General features: G+C 51.8%; 9 protein-coding genes. 3 read left to right on the forward strand and 6 right to left on the reverse strand.

Annotated features, from left to right (window positions below):
- The first annotated feature begins 132 nt into the window (after positions 1–132).
- The gene (locus SH451x_RS07540; protein ID WP_479361833.1) at positions 133–1,923 is read left to right on the forward strand and encodes a dockerin type I domain-containing protein; all 1,791 of its coding nucleotides are present in this window, start codon (positions 133–135) and stop codon (positions 1,921–1,923) included.
- A gap of 14 nt (positions 1,924–1,937) precedes the next feature.
- Here SH451x_RS07540 and SH451x_RS07545 read toward each other — a convergent pair whose 3' ends face one another.
- Positions 1,938–4,697, reverse strand: a complete 2,760-nt coding sequence (locus SH451x_RS07545; protein WP_479361834.1) for a hypothetical protein — start codon at positions 4,695–4,697, stop codon at positions 1,938–1,940.
- 466 nt (positions 4,698–5,163) lie between these two features.
- On the opposite strand from SH451x_RS07545, the gene SH451x_RS07550 reads away from it, so the two are divergent.
- Complete coding sequence (locus SH451x_RS07550; protein WP_479361835.1) at positions 5,164–5,490, forward strand: transcriptional regulator; 327 nt, start codon at positions 5,164–5,166, stop codon at positions 5,488–5,490.
- Positions 5,491–5,922: 432 nt separating this feature from the next.
- Positions 5,923–7,425, forward strand: coding sequence for a protein kinase domain-containing protein (locus tag SH451x_RS07555; protein ID WP_479361836.1), 1,503 nt, complete (start codon positions 5,923–5,925; stop codon positions 7,423–7,425).
- 390 nt (positions 7,426–7,815) lie between these two features.
- Here the strand turns inward: SH451x_RS07555 and SH451x_RS07560 are convergent, their stop codons facing one another.
- From SH451x_RS07560 to SH451x_RS07580, 5 genes are all read right to left on the reverse strand, one after another.
- Complete coding sequence (locus SH451x_RS07560; RefSeq protein ID WP_479361837.1) at positions 7,816–9,048, reverse strand: hypothetical protein; 1,233 nt, start codon at positions 9,046–9,048, stop codon at positions 7,816–7,818.
- 166 nt (positions 9,049–9,214) lie between these two features.
- Positions 9,215–10,504: a glutamate-5-semialdehyde dehydrogenase gene (locus SH451x_RS07565; RefSeq protein ID WP_479361838.1), complete on the reverse strand. Its 1,290-nt coding sequence runs from the start codon at positions 10,502–10,504 to the stop codon at positions 9,215–9,217.
- 6 nt (positions 10,505–10,510) lie between these two features.
- Complete coding sequence (locus tag SH451x_RS07570; RefSeq protein ID WP_479361839.1) at positions 10,511–12,229, reverse strand: TlpA family protein disulfide reductase; 1,719 nt, start codon at positions 12,227–12,229, stop codon at positions 10,511–10,513.
- 208 nt (positions 12,230–12,437) lie between these two features.
- Positions 12,438–12,941, reverse strand: a complete 504-nt coding sequence (locus SH451x_RS07575) for a chemotaxis protein CheX (protein ID WP_479361840.1) — start codon at positions 12,939–12,941, stop codon at positions 12,438–12,440.
- A gap of 145 nt (positions 12,942–13,086) precedes the next feature.
- Entirely contained in the window at positions 13,087–13,461 is a 375-nt protein-coding gene (locus SH451x_RS07580; RefSeq protein ID WP_479361841.1) for a response regulator, read from the reverse strand.
- Positions 13,462–13,688 lie beyond the last annotated feature (227 nt).

A 13,688-nucleotide genomic window follows, 5' to 3' on the forward strand; every position in this document is an offset into this window, starting at 1 on the left:
TGGACTTTCAGATCGGCAGCACAATTATTTGCCATCCGCGCCAGTTGCCTCAGCTTTGTTTGACCAAATTTGGTATCCGACGCGAATTCATTACGTTTCCTCTCCCGTCATTTGTATTGGTTGAATCGTCGAATGGCGAAACGTTATCTTTCTGGAACATCGAATCGAAAGCGACGTCGACGTCTGCGGCCGTTACGTATAGACAGTCTGGAAGATCGCCGTCTGCTCGCTGGGCTGAACATTCTCATTTTTGAAGATGTAAATGGCTCGGCATCGTTCGAGAGCACGGACGATGTGGTCGCCGTCAATCGTGTGGTTTTCGCTGACTTTAACAATGACGGTGAGTTTGGCGATCAAGAGCCGTTCGCTATTTCCGGCGAGGGTGGCGTCGCTTCATTTACAGACCTTCCGCTAGGACAACTTCAGTTTTCTGTCTTGGGCCAGAGCGGTGCAAATCTCGAAGTCGAGTTTTCTGATCACGACGAACTGCTCGAGCTCGAATTGGCGGTTACAGCGCGACCCGATAATGTAGCTCCACTTTGGCAAAGCGAACTCGTCGCGTTGCATGGCATAGAAGACGCTACGATTGATGTAAGTGTGGCCACGCTGCGCAGTTTTGCGGTGGGTTCGGATGACGATCAAGTTTTCTACTTCCTGACCCAACCCCCTTCCTCCGGCGAATTATCGTGGTCGACGAATGCTGGCGGGACCTATATTCCGCAGGCTGATTTTTTTGGCACCGATTTAATTGTGATTCATGCGTATGACGGCCAGGATTGGTCGGAACCGCTGACTGTGGAACTGCATGTCGCGGGAGTCGATGATCGACCAACAGCGTTGCACGTAAACTTCGTTGCGGCAGTTCCTGAAAACGAGCCAGGTGCGTTGGTCGGGACCTACCGCATCGATGACATCGACGGAGGCACGCCTGTTTTTCAACTGTCACCCAGTGAGATCTTGACGTTCATTGAACTGGGCGAAAACGAAGGCGAAATTCGGTTGCTGCCCAACTACGCCTTTAATTTTGAGGCCCGAAATCGATACACAGTCCATGTGACGCTTGAAGGCGAACCCAACAACGCTCGCGAACTAACGGTTTCGCACGAGTTGGTTGTTAGCGACCAGAACGACCCCTCGACAGCTGTGCAATTTACGGGCAGCTTGCAAGTCGAAGAGTTTAGGCGAGGCCATCGCTTTGGGAGTTTGCGTGTGATCGATGAAGACGCGAACGAGCAATTCGAGTGGGAGGTATCCGACCCAAGGTTTACGATAGACGCTGCAAATAACCTGCGTCTGCAAAGTGGTGCTTATTTAGATACGCACGAAGGAAATCGATTGGATATCCAATTGACTGCGACGTCGGTTCAAGGTGGCGATTCGATTGAAACCGCGCTCTCAATTGACGTGCTGCAAGCTCCTCCGCCTTTCCAAAACCAGTCTCAGCCGTTGGATGTCAACGACGATGGCCGCATTGACACGCTGGATGCACTGGCGGTTATCAACGCGTTGAACTCCAAAGGTATTGGTCGCCTGCACGGACCACCGCCAGCGGGAAGTTATCAGTTCGTCGATACGAACGGCGATCGGAGTCTAACGCCTTTGGATATTTTGGTGATTATCAACTATATCAATCGCAATCATCGCAAAGGCATCGGTAGCAGTTCGGGATCGGGCAGCGGTGGCGGTCCGGGCTCTGGAGGTGAAGGAGAATTGGCAGCGAATCCCGAGAGCAAAGGGTTGTTAAAGCTGCAAGTAACGCCTGTCGCAGCGGATCTACCAACGTCTGCTGGTGTTGCTGCGTCGACGCAACAGATCTACTCGCTCGCACCTCCAATTGGATACGAGAGCGTCGATTTCGACGGCTCGGTCTTTGCAAACGTGGGCGACTACCTCGAGTACCTCAAGCGGCAACAATCCGCTTAGACTCGAACCGTTCGTCATGGACGCTGGCTGACCGGCATCGTCTCGTAGTTTGAAGTCGGTGACACGACAATTGAATCAATTGTAATATTGTCGATCGTAGCGGCCACATCTCCGCGAATTTCTATGTAAAGCTGCAGCGGTCGACCTGGAACGACCAATCGATAAAGTTCAAAGGATTGCCATTTTCCGATGTTGGCTGGCGAAGCGGAAATCGGTTGCCCTAAGGCGGAACCGCCGACTGAGCCTGAATCGTAGAAGAGCACTCCGGCCAATGGTTCATTGCTGGCTCGATCAATTTTTACCCGGCCAGCTATTCTGGCTAGCCGACCATCCGGCACACTGACCTCTGGGCTGCGGACGAGCATGGTCGAGCCGGCAAAACCTCCGGGAAGGATTTCGCCACCAATGCTGTGCGCGGAAACGACCAGGGCGGCGCTCGCATCTTCTCCCGCTCCTTCGACAATTTCAAATTTGTGTTTTACGCGTTCGGTGTGTCGAACGTCATGGGTCCAACCCGCAGCGACCATGGTCGGCAAATCGGCCATGGTGCCGACCGGCATAGCGTGTTGTTCCCAACTCCGTCCCTGTGTTAGGCTGTTGATCTGCCAGTGTTCCGGCAGGCTGAGTGCGCTGCAGAGGAACACCGTCGAACGTGGGTCGTCGAACTCGGCCAAGGCACGTAGCCAGCTACTTCTTACTTCAGCAATGCTTAGGTTCAGTGCTAGCTCCGTTTGCTGAATGGCACCTGCGATGTTGCCACGTGACTGGTAGGTTGCTGCGGCCCGCATGGCTGCTTCAGCGCGTTGTAGTGAAAGCCAGCGTGGGTCGCTCGGGTTTATGCCTTCGTTGTGGAAGACACGCTGAGCCAGAACTAGCTGTTGCGACGCCGTTTCCAGACGATTGTCCACGACTTGGCTTGCGTACCGCGCTGCTGCCGCTTGCAGATACTGCACGACAGATCCGTCGCTGGCGACGACGATATATTCTACGACCGATGGCTCGCGCATTTGAATTCCCCAGCCTTCGGGGCGCGGGGAGAGAGGCAAAGATTCAATTGCACCGTGCGAAATGCGGTAAGCTCGCTCACTCGTGTTTTTTCTAGGGAGAATGAATGAAACGGAAGTATCCTGAGGACTGACGGCGGCTATTTGATCGTATGGACCGTTGGTTGAGAGAATGATCAAGGACGAACGATCGGTGGAAATTGATGTGCCCTTGTACAATCCGTTGCTAAGATTACTGATGGGTTGCGGAGATTGACCGCTCTCAATCCACGGCAAAATCATCTCCAGTTCTGCGTTGATAGCTTGCATGGAGCGAGCTCGAGCGAGTTCTTGTTCGCGACCGGTATCAAGCGGCGTGGTTGAGCGATAAAGTACGCCTTTCATGCCCACGCTGACTGCGCGGACGACGCTCAGTCTCGCTTGGAGCAGGTCTGTGCTGGCGTTGGCGGCGGCATAATTGTTGGTCATTCGCCCGATTACGTGGCGAGCAACCGCTGATTGAACAAGCCACGAACTTGGAGCTTCATGTACCAATGACGCGATGGGCAACGATCGACCGGTCACCTGTGCCAGTTGGCTTGAGAGTATCCGGTCCGCTTCATCGCGGGAGTTGATCGTTGTAGGAAGTGGAATGGGCAGTGCAACTACTTCGGCCATGCGGCTGTAGATTGCATGCGATTCCATGGCTTCGACAAACCGAGGCCGATTGAGCTGGGAGGGCAATCGGCTCGAATCAACCGATAGTTTCTTTACACGTTCGAGATCGGAGAAATCCGATGCGGCCGAAAGATACCAGCTTACGATCGAGCGTTCTTTCAACAGGTCTTGCGCGAGAACCGGGTTCGAGGGAGGCGGCACGATAGTCGTTAACCTCGCGTTGGAAGCGAGCTCAAGGAGATCGGGCGAGTATTCATCATCGACGAGAATACCATTGAAGCCCAAAGTCGAAAGCCACTCGGGGCCTTCACCGCGATATTGAATCCAACGCGGCAGCGATCTCTGCATTCGATACAGTTGAGTTTGCAGGTCCAGTTCCGAAGGTGCTGCATCGACAATTAAAGTCGGGCTGCCGGAAATATCAGTGTCGACATTAACGGCAGGGCTGACAATATTGTCGACTGCAAGGTCGTCGATTTGGAAGCGGGTTGAGCCCGGGCCGTTGTAGACGTCAAAGACAACCGCGTCGACATAGGCATTGGATGCATCCGGGCGATAGCCGAGGTTGCTGCTAAGAACACGCAACTGTTTTTCGTACTCGGATAGGATGTTCGTAATCTGGATTCGCGACCAGCGCCCTCGCCCCTCGTTCGCTTCCCCTAGTACGACGAGCGTTGCCGCTTGCCCGGTTGCTGGATGAACGGAGCGGGGAAGGATGATTCGGAAGCCGATACGAAGCCCGCTGGAGGCCGCTCGCAGGTATGCGTCGCTGGAAAGCTCCGGGATCAAAGCAGCGGGTTGGATCGGATAGATCAAGCGAATGTAACTGCCACTGCCCGAGTTGACTTCGACTGCCTCACTGGAAATACCGGTGTAGGGCATCACGGTTGTCATTTCCTGGCTCGTTATCTCGGCGTCAGCGTCTGTTTGCCAAAGCTGCAGCCGCGGAGTTCCGTTTTCGAATCCGTCCCGAACCTGACCGAAAGCCGAATTGGATATACCGAAGATCACAAACGTGATGCAAAAGCAGAACAGTCGTCCGGCGAATGTGACACGCCAACTCTCGTGTTGCATTTTGGCAACATTTGATGCTGAGGTAAGCCGTGACGACATGCCAGAATATGCCTTAAAGGAATTCTTGAAGCGAATTTTTTGAGCTGAGAACCAGATTTCAGAGTGTCAGGGAGGGAAATGCGAATTGTCGAAGTGTCTCGCAAGCCGGCAAAACGAGTCCAATCGGCTTAAACGGAAATTGGAGTCTTTTTTTTAAGTTCGATGAGGCGTTGTTGCATCATTGACTAAAACGCCGCTTTTTGAGACGCAACGTCCTTAAATAACAGAAGTTACGCACTTGGATCAACAGCGATCACGTTGCGTTTTTTCAACAAGATGAAACGGCCAGAAAATCTGTAGCGATTGCGTTGAGAACTCTAACTGCTTGACTTTACGCTACTTAGGTACGATTGTTAGCTGTGCCACCGAGCATTGGCACTGCAGATGCATTTAGACTAGTGCTATCTAAGTTGATGAAAAAGCTCATCACCACCAAGCATCGAAAACGTCTACTGGAGAAGAACCTATGAGCGCCGCAGCAAAGACCAACGAAGCCTTCGCAAACGAAACACCAGTCGAATTGGCGGATCTCCAAAAGGCAATTGATGCACTTCCTGCAGCACAACGAGTCACTTTGCTGCCATCGTTCCAACGCGTTGTGGACAGCACTAATCGCCGTCGCAAAATCCTGCAGCTTGTCCAAGAGGCTCTTGGCCAACTGCGGTTGGATATGAAGTATCTCGTGTTCGACTTGGAAGCGACCCGCCGTGAACGTGATTCGTATCGCGACCAACTGAAAACCTTCAACTTTGAAGACGACAACAATCCGCCTAGCGAAGACGACATGTTCTAATCAGAGGCAGCGGATCTCACGCAGCAGCGTCTTCCGTGGATGCTGGATCGGGTTTCGGAGAGACTCGACTATTTGGAAATTGCAGGACGTAATTAAAATGGTGTTTGTTCGATGTTCGCCACAAGCTTTCCAGGTCGAGTCGCCACTCTTTCTGCGAAGTATAGCGAGACATTAATTTGAGCCGACCAAGCTGGATTGAACCTCCACGGCTTGGTCGGCTTTTTCGTTAGCGGCCCGAAAACGCCTGAATTAGAAGGACGACCTGCACCAACCGGCAACTTTCGGGTGCAAATTCGAAAAGTTTTGAATAAGATAGTATAGTCATTTCGGTCATTTTGACCGCGATACAATACACTTGAGTATGGCAGTTTGTTGAAGTTTTTTTGCAACAATCCCAGTTTGCCACCGTGACTCCAGCCCTCTTCGAGACCGATGGAATTTACTGCCCAAAGCTTAGCCCAGCGACTTGTCGACTTGAACTTGGTCGAGCAGCAACGTATCGAACAAGCTTGGTCAGAGATGCGACGCAATGTCGACGACGAACTTGAGGAATTCAAGTCGTTAGTCCTCCGCAAAGAGCTCGTGACCAACTTTCAGCTCGACCGTGCTTTGACCGGTGAGCGTCTTGGTTACTTTTACGGTCCGTACAAAGTTCTTTATCTTATTGGGGCTGGTACGTTTGCTCGAGTGTTTCGTGCGGTAAACATCAAAACTGGTCGCGTTGTGGCCGTCAAAGTGTTGCGGCGTCGGCATCGCAACGAGATTAAGCAAATCGAGCAGTTTTTGCGAGAAGGCCGCATGGGCCTAAAGTTACGGCATCCCAATATTGTCTCCATTTTTGAAATCGAGAATGATCCTCGTACCCCATATCTTGTTATGGAGTTTGTTGAAGGAGAAACACTACGGCAGATCTTGAAGATCCGCGGCAAGTTTGAACCGCTGGAGGGCTTGAAGGTCATGCGTGATATTTGCATGGGCCTTGACTTTGCACTGTCACAGGGTGTGACGCACCGCGATTTGAAGCTCTCCAACGTGCTAGTGAACTTTACGGGTCGTTGCAAGCTGGTGGACTTTGGACTTGCTGCCATGGCCGATACGTCCAGCAACGAAGCGATCGCCGACTGCCCCAGTGCGCGGGCGATTGACTACGCCGCGCTCGAACGAGGTACAGGCGTCAAGAAGGGAGATCCTCGCAGCGATCTCTTCTTCGTCGGAGCGATCATGTACAACATTTTGTCAGGCATTGCTCCTCTGACCGAAACTCGAGATCGAATGGCGCGATTGAATGTTAGCCGACTTCGCGAAATCCCTCCCATCGGATCCGTTGTGCCCGACCTGCCACAGTCGGTAATGATGATCACCTCGAAAGCGCTCGAGTTTGATCCGGAGAAACGCTACCAAACTCCGGCAGCCATGTTGCGTGACGTAGAAAAGGCAATGGAATTGATCGAGGCTGGCGGCGAGGCGAGTGTCGAACAACTTCAGGCTGCTACAGCGGCGGAGATGGAAGCTGTTCGCGAAGGAGACGGCAAGACGATCATGATTGTCGAAACGCGAGTCGAGATGCAAAACTTGTTGCGTGAGAAGCTCAAATCGCGTGGATACCGTGTGCTTGTCTTTGGTGACCCACAGCGTGCGATGTCGCGTTTCAGCGACGGTGACGAACTGCCAGCGGATTGTGTTTTGGTTAGCGCAATTAACTTGGGGAATGATGCGGTTGATTTTTACAATCACTTGGGCGAGCTGAATCATACGAAAGACATGCCCATGTTATTGCTAGCCGATGAACGACAGCAACACATTATAGCTCAAGCGAAGAAGGGGCCGCACCGCGAGATTATTGCGATGCCATTAAAGGTCCGTGAGCTGCGAGCTGCCCTTCTGCGACTGTTACAACTTGAGCCCGTTGAAGGTTCAGCTCACGAAGACAGCTAGATCGGCTGAACGCGGGTGAAGTTAGGTGCGGTTTCTGAAAAGGACCTTGGCCGTTTCCTGAAACGGGTGCCACTGCTGGCTTGTCCAGCAGTGCTCGTGGCGTAACAGCAAACCTTCCCAACACACCACCGGCTTCTAGGCGAAGCCAGCTACGATGCGCCTGAAAGATGCGCATTCGAGATGCGTTTGTTCTTCTTCCCGTAGCTGCGTTCGCCAGAACGCGGGTGAAGTTAAGTGCGGTTTCTGAAAAGGACCTTGGCCGTTTCCTGAACAGGGTGCCACTGCTGGCTTGTCCAGCAGTGCTCGTGGCGAAACGGCAAAGCTTACCAATGTGCCACTGGCTTCTAGGCGAAGCCAGCTACGATGCGCTTGGACGATGCGATCGGACAACTATCGTTGGCCTAACAAAGCTTTGCTATAAATCTTGTTAGCTGCTGGCTTTGGAACGTAAATTGGCTTAGGAGCAGTGTCGAAGGGAATCGAATACTCTTTGACTTTCGCCATTTTCTCTGCCTCAGTACCAACTGTTAGTTCTGGGTATTTCTTATAGCTGACGACATCGAGCAAAGTCTTCACAACAGGCAGTGGCCCATACTGGCTTGGTCGGTAGTCTTTCGCGCCACCAAAGTCTTGCACAATAAGTCGAATCTCTGCGGAGTAAACAAAGTCACCACTCGGATCGACTGCGCCCAGGCTGTCGAAACTACCGACGCAGACGCTGCTGGATGTGCGGTCGTGGTATTCGTAAGCATCATAGCCCGCTTTACGCAAGAGCTTCGTCAACAGGTTCGCTTGAGTAGCTGCTAGCTCAAGTGCTCCGCCGCTTACCTTATTGTATTCGGATTCGCTAAGTGTCTGAGACCCGAGCATCGTCTTGCGATCGCCATTAAAGTGAGCAACGCGGACTGTGTATCGGCCTTTGCATTTGAGAATCGAATGCTCGGCGTTCTTGTTAAGCTTGACGACAAAGTCTTCAAGTTCCGGAGCGTTGTAAAACTCTTCTGGAAGCAGTGGATTGCGAGTGAAAAATGCATAAGCGAGCGGTCCCGCCGTCTTATCATCCTGCTGAGCAGTACCATCATTCATTTTGCTGCGATAATCAACGACTTTTTCGCCAGGCGTTGCATCAGCATTGTCAAGCTCATTCTCTTCTACTAGCGACGTGTTAGGCTTGATCGTTCTAATCTTCTTGAGTGCCGCTCGAGCATCGCTGCCGTCAACCGTCGAATAGTCGCCAACCAAAACTGTATAACATTCGATTACGCGATTGTCAATCAGCTTCATCCTTTTCTCACCGCCTCGTTTATCAAAACCTGAGCCAGTGACAACACCCGAGAAATCGAAAGTCTTTGGCATGATGTAGGCAGCCAGACCATGATCCTCACGCAATTCCGCAGCAAGCTTAACTGCTCGCATCTTCGAATCAGGGCCTTCCAGGGAAGCAGCGTAGATCAACCACGGGCCATGTTCAGCCTTTAGTTCAAGGTTCTGACCGCCCGTCTGCGCTGTACCGGCCTTCAAGAACTTGAGTGCCGCTGGCACCTGAGCCGTTGCGGTTGCTGGAAGACTGGCGTGAACGCCTACCGCGCAAAGTAATGCTGCCAATGTAAGACGTATACTCATTCAGCTACTCTCCTAAGTTTATACCGATCCAGAGACGGACGATCCGCTCCGTGAGCAAGATCTAGTGGGAGAGATAGCAGATCAAATGAATTGTCTGCCAGATTGAAACTTCAACGAAATCCGGAATTTTTTGACAAAATGAGAATATCAACATTCCAACAGAAATTTATTCGCGAATCTGACCGTCGCCGCGGACAATATATTTGTAGCTGGTAAGTTCACGCAGCCCGCATGGCCCCCGCGCGTGAAACTTGTCGGTGCTGATGCCTATCTCAGCTCCGAAACCGAACTGACCGCCATCGTTGAAACGAGTTGAAGCGTTCACCATGACCGCGGCGGAATCGATTGTCGCCACGAATCTTTCAATGTTCTGGTAGTTGTTGCTGACAATACAATCGCTGTGATGTGAGCCATATTTTTCAATTCGCTCCATCGCTTCATCAATGTCTGCCACGATCTTGAGCGACATCGTAGGCCCCAAATACTCCGTTCCCCAATCTGCCTCAGTTGCCAAGCTTGCCTCGGCTATCAGTTTGCGGGCAGCTTCGTCCGAGCGATACGCAATTTTGTATTTCTCAAGCCGTGTTCGAAGCTGTGGCAGCAGTTCGGCAGCGACGTCTTCGTGAACCAAGAGCGATTCCATAGCGTTGCAGACGCCCATCCTCTGGCATTTCGAGTTCTCGATAATATTGAGTGCCATTTTGAGATCTGCGGAGGCGTCGACATAAACGTGGCAGACGCCGTCGTAATGTTTGATCACGGGCATCTTCGCTTCCGACATAACCCGTTCAATCAGTCCTTTGCCTCCGCGAGGGATGGCGACGTCTATGCGATCGCTCATCGCGAGGAACTTTCCGACGGCTTCGCGACTGGTAACCGGTACGAGCTGGATTGCTTCGGCGGGTAAACCAAACGCTTCCAAATGTTCTTGCATGATGGAAACGATTTCACGGCTGCTGTAGAGCGCTTCTTTGCCACCGCGCAGGATCACTGCGTTACCGCTCTTGAGGCAGATTGCGGCGGCGTCTGCCGTGACGTTCGGACGCGATTCGTAGATAAAGAACACAACACCAAGCGGGACTCGGACCTTACTGATTGTAATGCCGATGGGTCGCTGGAATGTTTCGATTGTTTCTCCGATCGGATCAGGCAGATGTGCAACTTGGAGCAATGCGGTTGCAATCTCGGCAACCCGTTTCTCATCGAGTCGCAGTCGATCGATCTCTGCGTTGGTCAGACCATACAGTTGAGCGTTATCCAAGTCCCGCTGGTTAGCCAGGATGATTCGCTCGCTCGACTTCATGAGTTCGCCGGCGACATGGGTAAGATAGTCGGTTTTGGCTTCCGAGCTGACGAGTGGGAGTTTCTTCGAAGCGATCTTTGCTGCTGTTGCGATTTTCTCGCACAAGCCCTCAAGCTCGATCGATTCAATATTCGGTTGATTGGCCACTGACATAGCGAACTAGTTTTCTTGCCCCAAAAGTTGCGAAACCATCTTTGCAAGTTGTTGCCCATGAACGTTGGTTGCTACAACTTTGCCTTGCTGATCCAGTAGAATTGTGAGCGGCGTGGCACGCAACCCTACTTGCTGTGCAGCCAATGAATTCATCCCAGGTGTTGCTGGATTGGAACTGCGGACATTTGTCCAAGGGAGCTGCAGTGTCTCGGTTAACATAGTCATGTTCCGCTCGCTTTCATCGACATTTACGCCAACGATCTCAAAGCCTTGAGGCTGAAACTGGTCGTGCAGTTTGATAAGTTCAGGAAATTCCGCTCGGCAGGTAGCGCACCAACTGGCCCAGAAGTCGAGTAGCACAACTTTGCCGCGATAGTCTTGTAGCGAAAAGCTCTTGCCGTTTGCATCGACCAGTTCGGAAAGTGCCAGCGTTTGCCCGATCAGAGCGGTACGTTGTTTGAAAGCATCTATTGCTGCATTGGCTTGTTGCAACAACTCGGCCGTTTGAAATCTGTCCAGTCTTTCACTGACCGCGGCCGCGACAACGCCGGCAGTTTCGAACTTGCCTTCGTACTCCAAGTTAGGAATTTCATCAACCAAAGCCTTCAGTGACCACTCGCTGGGCAAAGCGGTCAGAAATGCATCAATTGCATTGGAGACTTGGGACATGGGCGGCGATTCAAGCAGCAGCACTGCTCGAACATCTTGAAGTTCCGGTGTCTCAGCCGCCTTCATCTGCCAGACTGCTTGGGCGATACCCAAATCGGAATGATCTTGAAAGGCAGTGATCGTTTTTTGCTTAACGCGGTCTGCAAGCTCAAGCATATCACGGCGGCCGAGCACAGCGATCGCTTGTTGCAGCATCTTAAAATCAGGCAGCCGCAGTTTGGTTTTGTCGGCGAGGACAGTGTCGATGCCATTCTCGATTTCTTGTGGATCGCCTCCGCCATTGTTTAGATCGTTGAGAGCAAAACCGAGCTGCACCAGAGCCGCTTGGCGAGCAACTTCGGGCGAGTCGAAGTTAGAATTCATTTTCGCAAATTCTTGCAGTTCGTATGCTCGAGTGCGATCACCCAGCCCCGACAATTGAGAAAGCGATTCCATTTTGCCAAGAACACCTAATTCGCGCTGAAAGTTCGTTTCCGCAGAATCGATCAGCTGTTCGGACGCTTGTAGCTTTAGCTCGCTCAGTCGCTTCGCTTCGTTAAGAAATTCACTGCGTTCAATCGCATTGACTTGTTGATCCAATAAGAGAGCTTGCAGGCCTTTGTCGACCTTTGCAAGATACGTGATCCATTGCTGTGGTTCGATCGAACTGACTTGCGACGCGGCTGGGTAAGTCAGGCCTCGGTAAGATACAATTTCTTCTGTGTTAACCGATTCAACAACGGATTCGTCGATGCCTTTGTCTGTCAAGCTGCCTTGTGCCGGAGAACGAATCTCGACTGGTGGCTGACTGGAAGCGGCTGTTGGAACGGGAGTGCTGGGAGTCGTGTCCGAGATTGACTCTTTTACAACCGCTGGCCTGTTGGCGGGCGGTGGAGCGCTAAGGCCATTCGCTGGCGCCAGCTCGTCGCCGTCCGCATCGACATCTAGCTTCATGGCGGCTTGCGACAGTTTTGATGCGTCGTCTTTTTCCTGGCGACAGCCGGTGCCGAGCAGGCAAGCGATTGCGAGCAGCCCACCACAAAACCGAATTGCTGAGCTATTGTTCGAAAGATTCATGGCTCTAAAAGATTTCAAGATCGATGTTGATAATGCACTGCAGCCGGACGCAGTAAAGTTTTCTTTCCTGTGGCTGCAAACTATCGCAAAACCTCTATTGTAAAGCAGAGGCAATTTTGACGCGACAGTAATATCGATCTAGCAGAGACTTTAGAAGTAAGACCGCTGGCCGTTGACGGTTCCAGACCGTTCGGGCTTACGGGGTGAACTATCGTTTTTTGGTCGATTTGTTAAGCGCTACAATCACAGTCACGTGATGGCCAGCAAATTCGTAGTAAGCACGCAGCGGTATTGTACGGGATGGAAATACCAAACTGCATTGGCCGGTCCGGAAGACGCTTGGCAGAGACATCGACATTTGATGGGCCGACATTCGCCGCTTTGCTCCGCCGACGACCATGTTGCCAAGCTCGCCGACGGCGTCGATTACGTTTTGGTCAACGGAGGTTGAAGGTGGGCTTACGAGGCTATTCGTCCAGAAGATTGCCGCTTCTTCGCTCAAGCTGAGACTGATGGAACCTTGCAGGTCTCCGGTCCAACCAAGCACGACCGTCATGGCAGGCGTGTTGGCGTGTTCGGAATCATACGCTTCGTTTTCGCTGCAACCGACTTTGGGTAGCAGCGGAACGTTGGCCATCATGTCAAAGACTTCACGAGCTGACTCATCAACCGCATCAAGTACTGACGTTTCGAAATCGACGCATAAACTCATTTAACCCAACCTCTTTGCTAAGGCTCGCGGACTACAGTAAGGATTTTCTCTTCGCCGGGAAACATTTAAGCTGGAGAGAGACCCAAATATTGCCGCTCGACGTAGTTCAGCTACAGTGCTGAACATGACTCGCAAACGTTCGACACTAAGCCGACTGTGTGTTAGGAAGGACTCGTTCAAGTTTAGCAGTCAGCATGTCCTGATCGAACGGCTTGACCAAATAGTCGTTGACACCCGCTTGAATCGCTTTGATAACCTGAGCCTTTTCAGTTTCAGTGGTGATCATCATGATTGGAAGGGTATGACCAGCGGATCGGATCGCTTGAACTAGCTCCAGTCCATTCATGTTCGGCATGTTCCAGTCGGTCAGGACCAGATCGAATCCTTTGCCGTCGCCAAACTCCTTCAACGCTTCAATTCCATCAGCCGCTTCAACGACTTCTTGAATCCATAGGCTATGCAAGGCACGGGATACAATCTTGCGCATGATCCCTGAGTCGTCAACTAACAGAACCTTCATAGTATTCCCTCTGTGTAATTTCTAAATGTTTGGCCTGATTTAACGGCCAAAGATCGGTGGCTTCGCTTGCAAAATAGTCCATTGTTCTTTCGTTCTTACGACTCATGCCGAGCAACAACTAAGTCAACAAAAACGGTCGAACATATGAACACTAGCATTTGGTTAAAGCCGAGCTTTAAATTTTTTTGATATTTTGCTTTGTAACGTTTGTTACCGGGCAGAGCCTA

The organism is Njordella aestuarii, assembly GCF_056494165.1.